Genomic DNA, 16,420 nt, shown 5'->3' with positions numbered 1-16,420 from the left:
TCATGCACAACACAAGCGAAGCGAAGCAGCAGACCAGAGGCGGGGATCATGAACAGCAGTCGTACGCGGTCCGCGGAGACCACCCGGACCACCGAGCAGGGCGCGGGCTGGACGAAGGCCGCACGCAGCCCCTGGACCGTGCTCTGCGCCGTCGCGGCGGTCGTCCTGGGCCCGGCCGCGGCCACCGCGTCCGCCCTGGAGCAGGCCAACAAGGCGCCCCTGCACCACGCGGTGCGGGTCGACCAGACGCAGGCCTACATCCCGACGGACACCACCCGCCGCAAGCTCGCCGTCTGACCGCGGCCGGATCTATTCCTTGAAGCGCTGCCACAACCGGGGATACCGCTCGGCCAGCGCCCCCTCGTTCTCGAAGTCGACGGGCGAGCCCTCGGGTTCGGACGGCGGGGGCGGAATGCCCAGGTCCGGGGCGACGGTCCCGGTGAGCTGCTCATAGGCCTCGTCGGCCGCGTAACCGAGTTCCTCGCCGTCCCCGTCGATCTCCTCGTCGAAGTCGTCCAGCAGGTCGGCGAGCGAGTCCGGGTCGGCGTGCAGGGCGCCCTCGAAGACCTCCCGGCCCTGTCCGATCAGCCAGCACCGGAAGAAGTCGAACGCGTCGTCGCTCGCCCCGTCCAGGAGCAGCCAGGCGGCGCCCCACAGGTCCCAGCGGTACGCGCGGTTGTAGCGGGACTCGAAGTGCCGGGCGAAGTCGAGCACGGACTCCGGGTCCAGCCGGACCAGCCGCTCCACGAGCAGGTCGGCCTGCTCCTCGGGGTCACCCTCGGCCGCCTCGCGGGAGGCGTCCACCAGCTCCCAGAACTCCGTCTCGTCCATCACGCGTCCAGCATCGTGCCTCAGGGTGCGCGACGCACCCGGAGTGGCGGGTATTCCAGGGCGTTCGACGGGAATGTGGCCGGGATGTCGCCGGGAAGCCGTCGGGATGCCGTCGGGAACGTCATCCCTCCCGGGAACCGTACAGCGCCGTCAGCCGTACCGCGTCCGCGGCGAACCGCTCCCTGAGCGTGGCCGGGGACAGCACCTCCGCCTCCGGCCCCAGCGCCGTGAGCTGCGTGTACGCCACCTCCTCGGACTCGACCCGCAGGGTGACGGTCGTCCGCCCGTGCTCGTCCGGCTGTCCGGCCGCCGCCAGGGCGTCCCGCGCGGCCACCGGGTCCACGGCGTGGGGCAGCGCGCGCACGCCGGCCTCCGAGAGCCGCACCACCGTCTCGGCCCGCAGGATGGACCGGGCGAACCGCTCCGCCTGCTCGGCCCAGAACCCGGGCAGATCGAAGTCCATGTCCCGGCTGAAACGATCCTTCAGATGGTCGGCCGCCTCGACGGCCACGAACCGGTCGATGCGATACGTACGGAACGTCCCGGCCTCCCGGACCCGGGCGCACAGGTACCAGACCCCCGCCTTGAGCACGAGCCCGTACGGCTCCAACTCCCGCTCGACCTCGTCCTCCCCGCGCCGATAGCGCGCCCGGACGCACCGGTCGTCCCACACCGCGTCCGCGATCACCGTCAGCAGCGCCGGCGCCTCCGGCTCGCGGAACCAGGCGGGCGCGTCCAGGTGGAACCGCTGCGAGGCCGCGCGCGGGGCGTCCCGCAGGGAGGGCAGCAGGGCCGCCGACAGCTTCAGCCGCGCGGCCGAGGCGATGTCCTCCAGGCCCATCTCGCGCAGCGCCCCCGGCACCCCGCTCAGGAACAGCGCCTCGGCCTCCCCGCGCGCCAGCCCGGTCAGCCGCGTCCGGTACCCGCCGACGAGCCGGTACCCGCCGGCCCGCCCCCGCTCGGCGTACACCGGCACGCCCGCCTCCGACAGCGCCTGGGCGTCCCGCGTGACCGTACGCTCCGACACCTCCAACTCCCGAGCCAGTTCTGCGCCGGTCATGGTCGGCCGGTTCTGGAGCAGCAACACCATTTTGATGAGACGGGCAGCACGCATGCGCTCATATTGCCGGGTGGCCGGGTGCGGCCGCGTGGCGACTGGTCACAGCCTGGCCGCAGCTTTCGTACGGCCGGAAGACGGTGAAGGTACGGCCGGAAGAAGGTGAAGATACGGCCGGAAGACGGTGAAGGGGGGACGGTCGCGACCGTCCCCCCTTCAGCGCCGGATTACCGGGCCGGGCCTACAGCCCGTACTTCTCCCGGGCCTCCTTGACCGCCGTCGCCTTGACCTCGCCGCGGCGGGCCAGCTGGGCGAGGGCCGCGACGACGATCGACTGCGCGTCGACGCCGAAGTGGCGGCGGGCCGCCGCGCGGGTGTCGGAGAGGCCGAAGCCGTCCGCGCCCAGCGAGGACCAGTCCTGCTCGACCCACTGCGCGATCTGGTCCGGGACCTGGCGCATGTAGTCGGTGACCGCGAGGACCGGGCCCTCGGCGCCCTGCAGCGCCTGCCGGACGTACGGCACCCGCTCCTCGCCCCGCAGCAGGGCCGCGTCGGCCTCCAGCGCGTCGCGCCGCAGCTCCGTCCACGACGTCGCCGACCACACGTCGGCGGCGACGCCCCACTCCTCGGCGAGCAGCCGCTGCGCGTCGAGGGCCCAGTGGATCGCCGTGCCCGAGCCGAGCAGCTGGATGCGCGGGGCATTGGCCGCCGCCACGTTCACGCCCGCCGACTCCGCCGTGTTGAAGCGGTACAGGCCCTTGACGATGCCCTCGTCGACACCGGCCACCGACGGCTTCGCGGGCTGCGGGATCGGCTCGTTGTAGACGGTCAGGTAGTAGAAGACGTTCGGGTCCTCACCCGGGGCCGCCTCGCCGTACATCCGGCGCAGACCGTCCTTGACGATGGCCGCGACCTCGTAGGCGAACGCGGGGTCGTACGACAGGGCGGCGGGGTTGGTCGCGGCGATGACCGGGGAGTGGCCGTCGGCGTGCTGGAGGCCCTCGCCCGTCAGGGTCGTCCGGCCGGCCGTCGCACCGACGAGGAAGCCGCGCCCGAGCTGGTCGCCGAGCTGCCACATCTGGTCGGCCGTGCGCTGCCAGCCGAACATCGAGTAGAAGATGTAGAACGGGATCATCGCCTCGCCGTGCGTGGAGTACGCGGTGGAAGCGGCGATGAAGTCGGCCATCGAACCGGCCTCGGTGATCCCCTCGTTGAGGATCTGGCCGTTCTTGGCCTCCTTGTAGTACATCAGCTGGTCGCGGTCGACCGGCTCGTACGTCTGGCCCTTGGGGGAGTAGATCCCGAGGGACGGGAACAGGCTCTCCATGCCGAAGGTGCGCGCCTCGTCCGGGACGATCGGCACCCAGCGCTTGCCCGTCTCCTTGTCGCGGACCAGGTCCTTGACGAGCCGGACGAAGGCCATGGTCGTCGCCACGTTCTGCGCGCCCGAGCCCTTGTCGAAGGAGGCGAACGCCTTCTCGGCCGGGGCGGGCAGCGGGGCGAGCGCGTGCGTACGGCGGGCCGGGGCCGGGCCGCCCAGCGCGGCGCGGCGCTCCTGCAGGTAGCGGACCTCGGCGGAGTCGGCGCCGGGGTGGCCGTAAGGCACCACGCCGTCGACGAAGTCGCTGTCCTTGATCGGCAGCTCGAGCAGGTCCCGCATCGCCTTGAACTCGTCCACCGAGAGCTTCTTCATCTGGTGGTTGGCGTTCTTCGACGCGAAGCCCTGGCCGAGGGTGTGACCCTTGACCGTCTGGGCCAGGATGACCGTCGGCGCGCCCTTGAACTCGACCGCGGCCTTGTAGGCGGCGTACACCTTGCGCGCCTCGTGACCGCCGCGCGAGAGGTGGAAACACTCCAGGATCTTGTCGTCGCTCAGCAGCTTCGCCATCTCGACGAGCGCCGGGTCCTTGCCGAAGAAGTCCTGGCGGATGTAGGCCGCGTCACGCGTCTGGTACGTCTGCACCTGTGCGTCGGGCACCTCGCGCAGCCGTCGTACCAGCGCGCCGGTGACGTCGAGCGCGAACAGCTCGTCCCACGCACCGCCCCACAGCGTCTTGACGACGTTCCAGCCGGCCCCGCGGAACTGGGCCTCCAGCTCCTGCACGATCTTGAAGTTCGCGCGGACCGGGCCGTCGAGGCGCTGCAGGTTGCAGTTGATGACGAAGGTCAGGTTGTCCAGGCCCTCGCGGGAGGCGAGCGCCAGTGCCGCCGTCGACTCGGGCTCGTCCATCTCGCCGTCGCCGAGGAACGCCCAGACGTGGGACGCCGAGACGTCCTTGATGGCGCGGTTGGTGAGATAGCGGTTGAAGCGCGCCTGGTAGATGGCCGACAGCGGGCCGAGGCCCATCGACACCGTCGGGAACTCCCACAGCCAGGGCAGGCGGCGGGGGTGCGGGTACGACGGGAGGCCGTTGCCGCCCGCCTCCTGACGGAAGTTGTCGAGGTGCTGTTCGGTCAGCCGGCCGTCGAGGAAGGCGCGGGCGTAGATGCCGGGGGAGGCGTGGCCCTGGATGTAGAGCTGGTCGCCCGAGCCGTCGGCCTCCTTGCCCTTGAAGAAGTGGTTGAAGCCGGTCTCGTAGAGCCAGGCGGCCGAGGCGAAGGTGGCGATGTGGCCGCCGACGCCGTGTTTGCTGCCGCGGGTCACCATCGCGGCCGCGTTCCAGCGGTTCCACGCGGTGATCTTCCGCTCCAGCTCCGCGTCACCGGGCTCGGCGGGCTCGGCGGCGGTCGGGATGGTGTTGACGTAGTCCGTCTCGAGCAGCTTGGGCAGCGCGATGCCGTTGCCCTCGGCACGCTCCAGCGTGCGGCGCATCAGGTATGCCGCGCGGTGCGGCCCGGCCGCCTTGGCGACCGCGTCCAGCGAGGCCTGCCATTCGGCGGTCTCCTCCGGGTCCCGGTCGGGGAGCTGGTCGAGCGCGCTCGGCTGGATGGCGTTGGGGTCGGTCATGTCGCCGCCTTCCTCAGTCGAAGGGGGTTCCCTCACGGGTAAGGGTTCGGGGTTGCCCTTGGTCTTTGGCAGGACAGGGCGTAGGGCTTCGGGACGGCGCCGTTATGCGGCTCCGCCGTGCGGCCCGTCGGCGACAATAACTCCCTGATCGATGATCGATCAAAGGGTTCCAGGGCAAAACTTCTCGATTACGAGAAAGTAGGCACGGGGTGCCTTTCGGGCGGGCACCGGGTGCCGCATATTTTGGCTGTTTTCGCAGGTGAGCGGGGGCGTGCTCGGTGGAGTGCCCGGTGGAGTGCCCGGGGAGTACACGACTGCGTCACGCCCTCGGCGCGCACCCCAGCACATGGGCCTTCACCAGCTCGGCGATCTGGGGATCGCGCCGCTTGAACGCCTCCACCAGCTCCTCGTGCTCCTCGGCGTACGACTGCTGCTGCGTCCCCAGCCAGCGGATCGACAGCGCCGTGAACACCTCGATGCCGAGCCCCTCCCAGGTGTGCAGCAGCACCGAGTTGCCGGCCGCCCGCACCAGCTCCCGGTGGAAGCCCACCGTGTGCCGCACCTGGGCCGTGCCGTCCGCCGCGCGGTCCGCCTCGTACAGCGCCGCGACATGCGGCTCCAGGGCCGAGCAGTCCTCGGCGAGCGCCTGGGCGGCCAGCTCCGCCGCGATCGCCTCCAGACCGGCCCGGACGGGGTAGCTCTCCTCCAGGTCGGCCGCGGTCAGGTTCCGCACCCGCACGCCCTTGTTCGGCGCGGACTCGATCAACCGCAGCGACTCCAGCTCGCGCAGCGCCTCGCGCACCGGCGTCTGGCTGACCTCCAGCTCGGTGGCGATCCGTCGCTCCACGATCCGCTCGCCCGGCTTCCAGCGCCCGCTGACGATCCCCTCCACGATGTGCTCGCGGATCTGCTCGCGCAGCGAGTGCACGACGGGCGCGGTCATGAGGGCTCCTTAAAGAGGGGCCGCCCATGGGCCCCGGGGCGTTCGACGTTTAGACAATACGGCCGCGAGCGCTTTCCCGACGGGCGCGCGGGGACGCTTTTACGCAGGTGAGACGAGACTTACATGACCGGACGGGGCGCCTTGGAACCTGCTGTGTCCGACCGTGGGGCGGCGCGACGCCGAGTGTGGCTGGTCGCGCAGTTCCCCGCGCCCCCGGAGGCTGCGCCCCAGGCCTGAAAAACAAGCGCCCCCGTCCGGAACGCTCCGGACGGGGGCACCTGCTTGCTGGACCCTGGGATCACAGGCCGAGTTCGACCTCGAACTCGCCGGCTTCCAGGATGGCCTTGACCGAGGTCAGGTAACGGGCCGCGTCGGCGCCGTCGACCAGACGGTGGTCGTAGGACAGGGTCAGGTACGTCATGTCGCGGACGCCGATGACCGTGCCCTCCTCCGTCTCGATGACGGCCGGACGCTTGACCGTGGCGCCGATGCCGAGGATCGCGACCTGGTTCGGCGGCACGATGATCGTGTCGAAGAGCGCGCCGCGCGAACCGGTGTTGCTGATGGTGAAGGTCGCGCCGGACAGCTCGTCCGGGGTGATCTTGTTGGCGCGGACCTTGCCCGCCAGGTCGGCCGTGGCCTTGGCGATGCCGGCGATGTTCAGGTCGCCCGCGTGCTTGATGACCGGGGTCATCAGGCCCTTCTCCGAGTCCACCGCGATACCGATGCTCTCGGTGTCGAAGTAGGTGATCGTGCCCTCGTCCACGTTGATCCGGGCGTTGACGGCCGGGTGGGCCTTCAGCGCCTGGGCCGCCGCCTTCACGAAGAACGGCATCGGGGAGAGCTTGACGCCCTCACGGGCCGCGAAGGAGTCCTTCGCCTGCGCGCGGAGCCTCATCAGCCGGGTGATGTCGACCTCGACGACCGAGGACAGCTGCGCCTGCTCGTGCAGCGCCTTGACCATGTTGTCGCCGATGACCTTGCGGATGCGGGGCATCTTGACGGTCTGGCCACGCAGCGGGGAGACCTCGAGCTTCGGGGTCTTCTTCGCGGCGGCCGGCGCGGCGGCGACCGGAGCCGGGGCAGCCGCGGCGGCCTTCGCGGCCTCGGCGGCGGCGAGGACGTCCTGCTTGCGGATCCGACCGCCGACGCCGGTGCCCTTGACGGAGCCCAGGTCGACGCCGTTCTCCGCGGCGAGCTTGCGCACCAGCGGGGTGACGTACGCACCCTCGTCGGTGTCCTGCGCGGCGGGCGCGACCGGAGCGGCCGGGGCGACCGGAGCCGGAGCGACCGGCGCGGGGGCCGGGGCGACCGGGGCGGGCGCCGGAGCGACCGGAGCCGGAGCCGGGGCGACCGGGGCCGGGGCGGCGGGCGCGACCGGAGCGGGCGCCGGGGCGGCGGCGACGGGCGCCGGAGCCGGGGCGGCGGGGGCCGGGGCGGCGGCGGGCGCCGCGCCCGGGGCGCCGATGACGGCGAGCTTGGCGCCGACCTCGGCGGTCTCGTCCTCGGCGACCGTGATCTCGAGCAGCACACCGGAGGTGGGCGCCGGGATCTCGGTGTCGACCTTGTCCGTGGAGACCTCGAGCAGCGGCTCGTCGGCCTCGACGCTGTCGCCGACCGACTTCAGCCAGCGGGTGACGGTGCCCTCGGTGACGGACTCGCCGAGCGCGGGCAGGACCACGTCCGTGCCGGACGCGGCGCCCGCGGGGGCGGCGGCCGGAGCGGGAGCGGCGGGGGCCGGGGCAGGCGCGGCGGGCGCTGCGGCCACGGGAGCCGGGGTCGGAGCCGCGACGGGCTCGGCGACCGGGGCGGGGGCGGCAGCGGGGGCCCCGGTGCCGTCGTCGATGACGGCCAGCTCGGCGCCGACCTCGACCGTCTCGTCCTCGGCGACCTTGATGGAGGCCAGGATGCCGGCGGCGGGGGAGGGGATCTCGGTGTCGACCTTGTCGGTCGACACCTCGAGCAGCGGCTCGTCGGCCTCTACGCGCTCACCCTCGGCCTTCAGCCAGCGGGTGACAGTGCCCTCGGTGACGCTCTCGCCGAGCGCCGGAAGGGTTACGGAAACCGCCATGGTTTCGGTTGCTCCTAACGAATTGCGGAAGTCTGAGTCGTCGCTTCGTCGACCGAGGGTCAGTCGTGCGAGTGCAGCGGCTTGCCCGCCAGGGCCAAGTGGGCCTCGCCGAGCGCCTCGTTCTGCGTCGGGTGGGCGTGGATGAGCTGCGCGACCTCGGCGGGCAGCGCCTCCCAGTTGTAGATCAGCTGGGCTTCGCCGACCTGCTCGCCCATGCGGTCGCCGACCATGTGGACGCCGACCACGGCGCCGTCCTTCACCTGGACGAGCTTGATCTCGCCCGCGGTGTTCAGGATCTTGCTCTTGCCGTTGCCCGCGAGGTTGTACTTCAGAGCGACGACCTTGTCCGCGCCGTAGATCTCCTTGGCCTTGGCCTCGGTGATGCCCACGGAGGCGACCTCGGGGTGGCAGTACGTCACCCGGGGGACGCCGTCGTAGTCGATCGGGACGACCTTCAGACCGGCCAGGCGCTCCGCTACCAGCATGCCCTCGGCGAAGCCGACGTGCGCGAGCTGGAGCGTCGGGACCAGGTCGCCGACGGCCGAGATGGTCGGGACGTTCGTCCGCATGTACTCGTCGACCGGGACATAGCCGCGGTCCGTCGTGACGCCCTGCTCCTCGTAGCCCAGACCGGCGGAGACGGGCCCGCGGCCCACCGCGACCAGCAGGACCTCGGCCTCGAACTCCTTGCCGTCGGCCAGGGTGACCTTGACGCCGTCGGCGGTGTACTCGGCCTTCGAGAAGAAGGTGCCCAGGTTGAACTTGATGCCGCGCTTGCGGAACGCGCGCTCAAGAAGCTTGGAGGAGTTCTCGTCCTCGACCGGCACGAGGTGCTTCAGGCCCTCGATGACCGTGACGTCGGAGCCGAAGGACTTCCACGCCGAGGCGAACTCGACGCCGATGACGCCGCCGCCCAGGATGATCGCGGACTTCGGCACCCGGTCCAGCACGAGGGCGTGGTCGGAGGAGATGATCCGGTTGCCGTCGATCTCCAGCCCCGGCAGCGACTTCGGCACGGAGCCGGTCGCCAGCAGGACATGACGGCCCTGCACGCGCCGGCCGTTCACGTCGACGGAGGTGGGGGAGGACAGTCGGCCCTCACCCTCGATGTACGTCACCTTGCGGGACGCGATGAGCCCCTGCAGACCCTTGTACAGGCCGGAGATGACGCCGTCCTTGTACTTGTGGACGGCGGGGACGTCGATGCCCTCGAAGGTGGCCTTGACGCCGAACTGCTCGCTCTCGCGGGCCTGGTCGGCGATCTCGCCCGCGTGCAGCAGGGCCTTGGTGGGGATGCAACCCCGGTGCAGGCAGGTGCCGCCGACCTTGTCCTTCTCGATCAGGGCGACGTCAAGCCCCAGCTGGGCCCCGCGCAGCGCCGCGGCGTAACCGCCACTACCACCGCCGAGGATCACTAGGTCGAAAACGGTGCTGGCGTCGTTCGCCACGTCACGTCCTCCATGCATGTGCGCCGTACGCCGGTCGTCGCTGACCGGGCGGCGGCTGGTGTCCGGCCGCTCTTTCTTCGGCCCTGTGGTGGGGGCCCTGTCCTGCCGAGCCCCATCTTCGCACTTGCAGAAGACGAACGAGACGCCGGGCCGGGGTGTGAGACACCCCACGCTCACTTGTGACGGACGTGAGGGGACGTGCCCCAGGGGCGCGGGGAACTGCGCGACCGGCCACACACGGCCCGCACCCGCCACACGGACGGATGGACCCGAGTGACCAGGCGCACAGTCCCCGCACCCACCGCGACTAACCGAGATCGCCCGCGGCGGTCAGCTCAGCAAGGCGCACCAGCGTCCGCACCGCCGTACCCGTGCCGCCCTTGGGCGTGTACCCGAAGGGGCCGCCCTCGTTGAACGCGGGCCCGGCGATGTCCAGATGCGCCCAGGTGACGCCCTCGCCGACGAACTCGCGCAGGAAGAGCCCGGCCACCAGCCCGCCGCCCATCCGCTCGCCCATGTTCGCGATGTCCGCGACGGTCGAGTCCATGCCCTTGCGCAGGTGCTCCGGCAGCGGCATCGGCCACGCGGGCTCGCCGACCTCCTCGGCGGCCTCGTGCAGCGCGGTGCGGAACGCGTCGTCGTTCGCCATGATCCCGAAGGTCCGGCTGCCCAGCGCCAGCATCATCGCGCCGGTCAGGGTCGCGACGTCCACGATCGCGTCCGGCTTCTCCTGGGAGGCCGCCCACAGCGCGTCCGCCAGGACCAGCCGGCCCTCGGCGTCGGTGTTGAGGACCTCGACCGTCTTGCCGCTGTACATGCGCAGCACGTCGCCCGGACGTGTGGCGGAGCCCGACGGCATGTTCTCGGCCAGCGCCAGCCACCCGGTGACGTTCACCTCGAGCCCGAGCCGTGCGGCGGCGACGACCGCGGCGAAGACCGCCGCCGCGCCGCTCATGTCGCACTTCATCGTCTCGTTGTGCCCGGCCGGCTTCAGCGAGATGCCGCCCGAGTCGTAGGTGATGCCCTTGCCGACCAGGGCGAGGTGCTTCGTCGCCTTGGCGGACGTGTACGACAGCTTCACCAGGCGCGGGGCGGACGCCGAGCCGGAGCCGACGCCCAGGATGCCGCCGTAGCCGCCCTTGGCGAGCGCCTTCTCGTCGAGCACCTGCACCTTGATGCCGTGCTCCTTGGCCGCGGTCTGGGCCAGCGCGGCGAACGCCTCGGGGTTGAGGTCGTTCGGCGGCATGTTGATCAGGTCGCGGGCGCGGTTGAGCTCCTCGCCGACGGCGGCGGCACGCAGCACCGCGGCCTTGTGGGCGGCGTCGCGCGGCTTGCCGCCGAGCAGGGCGGCCTCGGCGAGCGGCGCCTTGCCGCTCTTGGCCTTGGCATCGTTGCCGTTCTGCTTGTAGGCGTCGAAGGCGTACGCGCCGAGCACCACGCCCTCGCCGATCGCGCCGATGTCGGCGGCGTCGGTCACCGGCAGGGCGAAGGCGGCCTTCTTGGCGCCGGTGAGGGCGCGCGCGGCCACACCGGCCGCCCTGCGCAGCGCCTCGCCGTCGAAGGAGGAGTCCTTCTCGGGCTCGGCTCCGAGGCCCACCGCGAGCACGAGCGGCGCCTTGAAACCGGCCGGGGCGGGCAGCTTCGTCAGCTCGCCCTCGGCGCCGGCGGCGCCCAGGGTTTCCAGGACTGCGGCGAGTCGGCCGTCGTAGGCCTGGTCGACGGCTTCGGCGCCTGGGGCAACGATCGGGCCCTTCGCGCCCTTGGCGACACCGATCACGATCGCGTCGGCCCGGAGGCCGGGCGCCGCGGCGGTGCTGAGAGTGAGAGCAGTCACGGTGGTGAAATCTCGCTTCCGATGTGGAGTTGCTGTGGCCGGAGGTGTGGGTCGACCGGGCCCGACAGCCGACCCTAGATCCGGGTCGTGGGTGCGGTCGCATCCGGGGGTCTGCCTCACCGGCGCGGCGAACCGGCTTGGCGAATCCCGGAATGAGCGTACGCGTGCGTGTGCGTTCGCCCATGCACGCGAGTGTTCACCTGTCGGTGGCGTCGTAGCCACTTCTGGATCCTCGCACTCCATGAACTGGGTCACACTCGCCGGGTTCCGCCATGGGCGATCATGCTGGAGTCCGTTGCCGCACCCCCTGGAGTCACTCCGGTGAGACGCCCGACCCTGCTGCTGCCCCTCCTCGCCCTGCTGCTCGCGGGCTGCACCGCCGCACCTGACGACAAGCCGGACGACGAAGCGGGCCGAACCGGAGATTCGGGCGGGACGAGTCTGTGGCAACCGGCCCCCGGCATCGGCTGGCAGTGGCAGCTCAGCGGACGCCTGGACACCTCCGTCGACGTGCCGGTCTACGACATCGACGGCTTCGACCAGACCGAGGCCACGGTCGCCGGCCTGCACAAGGACGGCCGCAAGGTCATCTGTTACCTGTCCACCGGAGCCTGGGAGGACTGGCGGCCCGACGCCGACGACTTCCCCGAGTCGGTGATCGGCAAGGGCAACGGCTGGGAGGGCGAGCACTGGCTCGACATCCGCCAGGTCGACATCCTCGAACCCCTCATGGCGGCCCGCCTCGACATGTGCCGCGACAAGGGTTTCGACGCGGTCGAACCGGACAACATGGACGGCTACAAGAACACCACCGGCTTCCCCGTCAAGGCCGCCGACCAGCTCCGCTACAACCGGCTCATCGCCGACCTCGCCCACGACCGGGGCATGTCGGTCGGCCTGAAGAACGACCTCGACCAGATCCCCGAACTCGTCGACGACTTCGACTTCGCGGTCAACGAACAGTGCGCCCAGTACGACGAGTGCGCGGACCTGACGCCCTTCATCGAGGCGGGCAAGGCCGTCTTCCACGTCGAGTACGAACTGCCCACGAGCGAGTTCTGCGCCGACTCCCGCCGTCTGCGCCTGAGTTCGCTGCTGAAGAAGTACGAACTCGGCGTCTGGCGCGAGGCCTGTTAGGGCAGGCGTCAGCCGAGCAGGGCCAGCGCCACGAGGGCGGTGGTCGCCGCCGTCTCCGCGAGGCCCCCGAACACATCGCCGGTGACGCCGCCGAAGCGGCGGGCGCAGTGCCGCAGGAGCAGTTCGGCGGCGGCGAGCGCGGCCAGGACCGCGAGAGCCGGACGGACGGCGTCGTACGGCTCGAGGACCGGCCCCGCCTCGACCGGCCCGATCACGGCAGTGGCGCCGACGCCGACGTCGTACGGGCCGAAGTACGCTCCCGCGCCCGCCGCCGCCAGGACGACCGCGGCCGCGACGAGCACCGCGCCCCGCACCGGGACCACGCCGGCCACCGCCGCCCCCAGCCCCTCCGGCCGCGCGGCCGGCACCCCGACGCGGGCCGCCAGGGTCAGCGCGAGGCGGGCGGCGGCCGCCGAGACGACGACGGCGACCGCGCCCAGCGCCCAGGACTCGGCGTAGAGCTGCGTCAGCGCCGCCACCTGCACCAGCAGCACGAGAACGAGCGTGAGCACGCCGAACGGCCCGATGTCCGACTGCTTCATGATCCGCAGGGCGTCCTCGGCGGGCTTGCCGCTGCCCAGACCGTCCGCGGTGTCCGCCAGCCCGTCGAGGTGCAGACCGCGGGTGAGGACGGCGGGCACGGCGGCCGAGGCGACGGCGGCGAGCAGCGGGCTCGCGCCCAGGCGGAGCATCAGCAGCCCCAGCCCGGCCGCGCAGCCGCCGACGACCAGCCCCACCAGAGGGGCGGCCAGCATGCCCCCGCGCGCGGCCGGACGGTCCCAGCGGGTCACCCGGACCGGGAACACGGTCAGGGTGCCGAAGGCGAAGCGGAGGCCGTCGAGAGGCGAGGTCGTTGACACCGCGGCAGAGTAGCCCGGACGCCCCGTCCGCCAGGCAGCCCACCCCCGGCCCCGGAAGACTGTCGACATGGGCGACTGGCTGCAGCGCAACATCGTCGAACCGGGCAAGGTCCCGCTGCTCGTCGCGCTGACCGCGTTCGTGCTCACCTTCCTGATCACCCGGGTCATCACCCGGCTCATCCGCGCGGGCAAGGGGCCCTTCGGCAACATCAGCAGCGCCGGCGGGGTGCACATCCACCATGTGGTCCCGGGCGTCGTCCTGACCGTCGCGGGCGGCTTCGGCGCGGTGGCGAGCGGCCGGCACGGCTTCGGGGCGAACGCCTTCGCGGTGGTCTTCGGCATCGGCACCGGCCTTGTCCTGGACGAGTTCGCGCTGATCCTGCACCTCGACGACGTGTACTGGACGGAGGCGGGCCGCAAGAGCGTGGAGGCCGTGGTCCTGACGGCGGCGCTGGTCGGACTGCTGCTGGTGGGCTTCTCGCCGTTCGGCGTCAACGACATGAGCCAGGACGAGCTCCAGGACCGGGGCAGCGTCATCTCGACGGTCGTGGTCAACTTCCTGTTCTCGCTGGCCGTGCTGAGCAAGGGCAAGGCCCAGATGGCCGTCTTCAGCGTGTTCATCCCGTTCCTCGGCCTCGTGGGCCTGGTGCGGCTGGCCCGGCCCGACTCGCCCTGGGCCCGGCGCTTCTACCGGAGGCGGCCACGCGCGCGTGCGAGGGCGCTGCTGCGGGCCTACCGGCACGATCGACGATGGGCGGGACCGCGCCGGGTGGTCGGGGACTGGCTGGGCGGGAAGACGACCGCGGAGCTCGCCGAGTCCGAGGCGTCCGCCGAGCGGAAGTGAGGGCGCCCCGACGGCACCCCAATGGCACCCCAATGGCGCTCCGACAGCGCCCCGAGGCCGCCTCACCGCCGCCTCACCGCCGTCTCAGCGGTTGCGGATGCGCCTGCCCCCCGACCGCCCGCGCCCGCCCCGCCACCGCGCACAGGGCCAGCACCGCCGCGATCGCCGCCAAGTGCTCCTTGCCCGCCAGGTTGTTCTTCAGCAGGACCTCCACCACTATCGCGACGATCACCGCCGCCGCCGTCGCGTAGGCGCGGTACCGCAGGCACAGGAAGACCGCGAGGCCGACCACCGCCGCCGACGGGCCGGTGTCCACCACCAGGCCGTCGGAGGCGGGCAGCCGGCCCAGGGCGATGCCCACGCGCGCGTACAGCGTGCCCGCGAGGGTGGCGGCGTAGGCGATGACGAGCGTGCGCCACCGGCCCAGGCAGAGCTCCGCGATCCCGAACACCAGCAGGATCTGCGCGAGAGCGCCCCAGACCGGCAGGTCCAGCGCGGGGACGAACAGCGACAGAGGAGTGCGCAGCAGGGCGAGCCACAAGGGGTCCTCGGCCCGTACCGCGCCGAGATCCTGGACGGGCTGATAGCCCCACGACCGGTTCTGCACGATCTGCGTCACCGCCGTCAGACACACCGCCCCGAGCGTCATGGGGACCGCCCGCCACCGCCGCTCCGCCAGGGGGTCGCGTACGGCCTCGTACAGCGGCCCCCACTCGGCGCGGGCCCGGCGGGCGATCCGCCTCACGGCAGGAACCCCTCCGCCCGCGCCGACGCGATGCCGATGCGGGGCAGGTCCGCGCTCTTCTCGAAGAGCAGGAACCGGGGCTCCCAGATGGGCCGGTACTTGGCGTTGGCGCGGTACAGCGACTCGATCTGCCACCAGCGGGAGAAGAAGCTGAGCAGCGACCGCCACAGCCTCAGCACCGGCCCGGCGCCGAGCCGCGCGCCCCGCTCGAAGACCGAGCGGAACACGGCGAAGTTCAGCGAGACCTGCGTGATCGCCTCCCGCTCGTCCCGGGCGCGCAGCAGCAGCTCGATGACCATGAACTCCATCAGACCGTTGTCGCAGTCCCGGTCGCGCCGCATCAGGTCCAGCGAGAGCCCGCGCGGGCCCCACGGCACGAAGGAGAGCAGCGCCCGCAGCTCACCGTCCGCGTCGTGGCACTCCAGCAGCACGCAGCGCCCGTCCTGCGGGTCCCCGAGCCGGCCCAGCGCCATGCTGAACCCCCGCTCGGCGGCCCCGTCGCGCCAGTCGTCGGCGCGCCGCAGCAGGTACGCCATCTCGTCGGCGGAGACGTCCTCGTGGCGTCGGACGCACACCGTGTACCCCGCCCGCCGGACCCGGTTGTGGGCCTGCCGGACGGTCCGCATGGCGCGTCCTTCCAGGGTGAACTCGGCGACCTCGACGATCGCCTCGTCCCCGAGTTCCAGCGCGTCCAGCCCGTGCCGGGCGTACACGGTCCCGGCCTCCTCGCTCGCGCCCATCACCGCCGGGATCCAGCCGTGCGCCCGCGCCTCGGCGAGCCACGGCCCGATCGCCCCCGGCCAGGCCTCCGGATCCCCGAGCGGATCCCCGGACGCCAGCGACACCCCGCCGACGACGCGGTAGGCGACGGCGGCCTTCCCGGTCGGCGACCAGCAGACGCTCTTCTCCCGCCGCAGCGCGAAGTAGCCGAGCGAGTCCCGTTCGCCGTGCCGGTCGAGGAGCTCCCGCAGCCGTTTCTCGTCGTCGTCGGTGAGCGGGTCGACGGCCCGCCGGGAGCGGAACGCGGCGTACAGGACGGCGAGGACGAGCGCCGTGCTCAGCACGTTGACGGCGACGTCGACCCAGGTCGGCGTGACGATCCCGGCGACGCGTCCCTCGTCGGCGGCGACGGAGACCAGCCGCAGCGTGCCGTACCGCCAGCGATCGAGGAACGTGGAGGGCCCGGACGCCCGGTTGGTGACCGTCACCAGCAGGGCGGCCAGCAGCGAGGCGCCCAGCAGCCCACCGACCCCGACGGCCGCCGCGAGCCTCGGATTGGCCCGGTCACCCTTGGCGTAGAACTCCCGCCGCCCGAGCACCAGCGCCCCCACGAAGGCGGCTGTCAGCGCCAGCGAGACCCAGTTCTGCGGGTACCGCCGGATCTCCGGGAACACCATGGCGAAGCCGAGCAGTGCGAGGAACGCCCCGCCGAGCCCGAGGTTCAGGATCCAGGCGGCGCGCTTGCGACGCCGCATGGTGATCGCCAGGAACACGGTGAACACGCCGGAGGCGAAGCCGGCGGTCAGCAGATACGGCGTGAACAGATCCTCCTGGTTGTGCCGCCGCACGTCTTGTCCCAGGGACACCCACACCGCGCTGAGGAGGTTGACGAAGGCGACGGCTCGCAGATACCAGACGGCGAATCGGGCATATCCCATAAGGTTTGATCATATGGGCCCATACCTTTCCCTCCCCGTAACGCC

The 16,420-nt window shown here is 71.9% G+C and carries 13 protein-coding genes; 3 read left to right on the top strand and 10 right to left on the bottom strand.

The annotated features are described in order from the left end of the window. Positions 1-48 precede the first annotated feature (48 nt). Positions 49-297 carry a hypothetical protein gene (locus ACWD4O_RS07075; RefSeq protein ID WP_451278191.1) on the top strand — a complete coding sequence of 83 codons (249 nt, stop codon included), beginning with the start codon at positions 49-51 and terminating at the stop codon, positions 295-297. Positions 298-309: 12 nt separating this feature from the next. Here ACWD4O_RS07075 and ACWD4O_RS07070 read toward each other — a convergent pair whose 3' ends face one another. The 7 genes from ACWD4O_RS07070 to ACWD4O_RS07040 form a co-directional block, all read right to left on the bottom strand. Then, positions 310-831, bottom strand: a complete 522-nt coding sequence (locus ACWD4O_RS07070) for a DUF4240 domain-containing protein (RefSeq protein ID WP_451278520.1) — start codon at positions 829-831, stop codon at positions 310-312. Positions 832-952: 121 nt separating this feature from the next. Further along, the gene (locus tag ACWD4O_RS07065; protein ID WP_451278189.1) at positions 953-1,945 is read right to left on the bottom strand and encodes a helix-turn-helix transcriptional regulator; all 993 of its coding nucleotides are present in this window, start codon (positions 1,943-1,945) and stop codon (positions 953-955) included. Between the two features lie 184 nt (positions 1,946-2,129). After that, positions 2,130-4,835, bottom strand: a complete 2,706-nt coding sequence (aceE, locus tag ACWD4O_RS07060) for a pyruvate dehydrogenase (acetyl-transferring), homodimeric type (protein ID WP_451278187.1) — start codon at positions 4,833-4,835, stop codon at positions 2,130-2,132. A 319-nt stretch (positions 4,836-5,154) separates the two neighbouring features. After that, complete coding sequence (locus ACWD4O_RS07055; protein WP_451278185.1) at positions 5,155-5,778, bottom strand: GntR family transcriptional regulator; 624 nt, start codon at positions 5,776-5,778, stop codon at positions 5,155-5,157. 298 nt (positions 5,779-6,076) lie between these two features. Continuing rightward, the gene (gene sucB, locus ACWD4O_RS07050) at positions 6,077-7,849 is read right to left on the bottom strand and encodes a 2-oxoglutarate dehydrogenase, E2 component, dihydrolipoamide succinyltransferase (protein ID WP_451278183.1); all 1,773 of its coding nucleotides are present in this window, start codon (positions 7,847-7,849) and stop codon (positions 6,077-6,079) included. A gap of 59 nt (positions 7,850-7,908) precedes the next feature. Beyond that, positions 7,909-9,297 (bottom strand): dihydrolipoyl dehydrogenase, encoded by a 1,389-nt coding sequence (gene lpdA, locus ACWD4O_RS07045; RefSeq protein ID WP_451278181.1) that lies wholly within the window; start codon positions 9,295-9,297, stop codon positions 7,909-7,911. A gap of 307 nt (positions 9,298-9,604) precedes the next feature. Further along, a complete protein-coding gene (locus ACWD4O_RS07040) occupies positions 9,605-11,131 on the bottom strand; it encodes a leucyl aminopeptidase (RefSeq protein WP_451278179.1) in 1,527 nt (508 codons plus the stop codon). A gap of 321 nt (positions 11,132-11,452) precedes the next feature. Between ACWD4O_RS07040 and ACWD4O_RS07035 the strand changes: the two genes are divergently transcribed. Further along, positions 11,453-12,268, top strand: coding sequence for an endo alpha-1,4 polygalactosaminidase (locus ACWD4O_RS07035; protein WP_451278177.1), 816 nt, complete (start codon positions 11,453-11,455; stop codon positions 12,266-12,268). Between the two features lie 8 nt (positions 12,269-12,276). Here ACWD4O_RS07035 and ACWD4O_RS07030 read toward each other — a convergent pair whose 3' ends face one another. After that, positions 12,277-13,128, bottom strand: coding sequence for an adenosylcobinamide-GDP ribazoletransferase (locus ACWD4O_RS07030; protein WP_451278175.1), 852 nt, complete (start codon positions 13,126-13,128; stop codon positions 12,277-12,279). A gap of 67 nt (positions 13,129-13,195) precedes the next feature. Between ACWD4O_RS07030 and ACWD4O_RS07025 the strand changes: the two genes are divergently transcribed. Then, entirely contained in the window at positions 13,196-13,972 is a 777-nt protein-coding gene (locus ACWD4O_RS07025; protein ID WP_451278173.1) for a hypothetical protein, read from the top strand. 73 nt (positions 13,973-14,045) lie between these two features. Here the strand turns inward: ACWD4O_RS07025 and ACWD4O_RS07020 are convergent, their stop codons facing one another. Together ACWD4O_RS07020 and ACWD4O_RS07015 are read right to left on the bottom strand one after the other, a co-directional pair. After that, the gene (locus ACWD4O_RS07020) at positions 14,046-14,717 is read right to left on the bottom strand and encodes a hypothetical protein (RefSeq protein ID WP_451278171.1); all 672 of its coding nucleotides are present in this window, start codon (positions 14,715-14,717) and stop codon (positions 14,046-14,048) included. Further along, positions 14,714-16,375 (bottom strand): phosphatidylglycerol lysyltransferase domain-containing protein, encoded by a 1,662-nt coding sequence (locus tag ACWD4O_RS07015; protein ID WP_451278169.1) that lies wholly within the window; start codon positions 16,373-16,375, stop codon positions 14,714-14,716. Before ACWD4O_RS07015 ends, ACWD4O_RS07020 begins: the two co-directional genes overlap by 4 nt. Between the last annotated feature and the right edge of the window lie 45 nt (positions 16,376-16,420).

The sequence above is a fragment of the Streptomyces sp. NPDC002623 genome, assembly GCF_053592635.1.
The sequence above is the reverse complement of the archived record's forward strand: the minus strand, read 5'-3'. Positions and strand labels throughout refer to the sequence as shown.

Coding starts and splice junctions, on each gene's coding strand:
- ACWD4O_RS07075 (WP_451278191.1), top strand. CDS start 49: ATGAACAGCAGTCGTACGCGGTCCGCGGAGACCACCCGGACCACCGAG.
- ACWD4O_RS07070 (WP_451278520.1), bottom strand. CDS start 831: ATGGACGAGACGGAGTTCTGGGAGCTGGTGGACGCCTCCCGCGAGGCG.
- ACWD4O_RS07065 (WP_451278189.1), bottom strand. CDS start 1,945: ATGCGTGCTGCCCGTCTCATCAAAATGGTGTTGCTGCTCCAGAACCGG.
- aceE (WP_451278187.1), bottom strand. CDS start 4,835: ATGACCGACCCCAACGCCATCCAGCCGAGCGCGCTCGACCAGCTCCCC.
- ACWD4O_RS07055 (WP_451278185.1), bottom strand. CDS start 5,778: ATGACCGCGCCCGTCGTGCACTCGCTGCGCGAGCAGATCCGCGAGCAC.
- sucB (WP_451278183.1), bottom strand. CDS start 7,849: ATGGCGGTTTCCGTAACCCTTCCGGCGCTCGGCGAGAGCGTCACCGAG.
- ACWD4O_RS07025 (WP_451278173.1), top strand. CDS start 13,196: ATGGGCGACTGGCTGCAGCGCAACATCGTCGAACCGGGCAAGGTCCCG.
- ACWD4O_RS07015 (WP_451278169.1), bottom strand. CDS start 16,375: ATGGGATATGCCCGATTCGCCGTCTGGTATCTGCGAGCCGTCGCCTTC.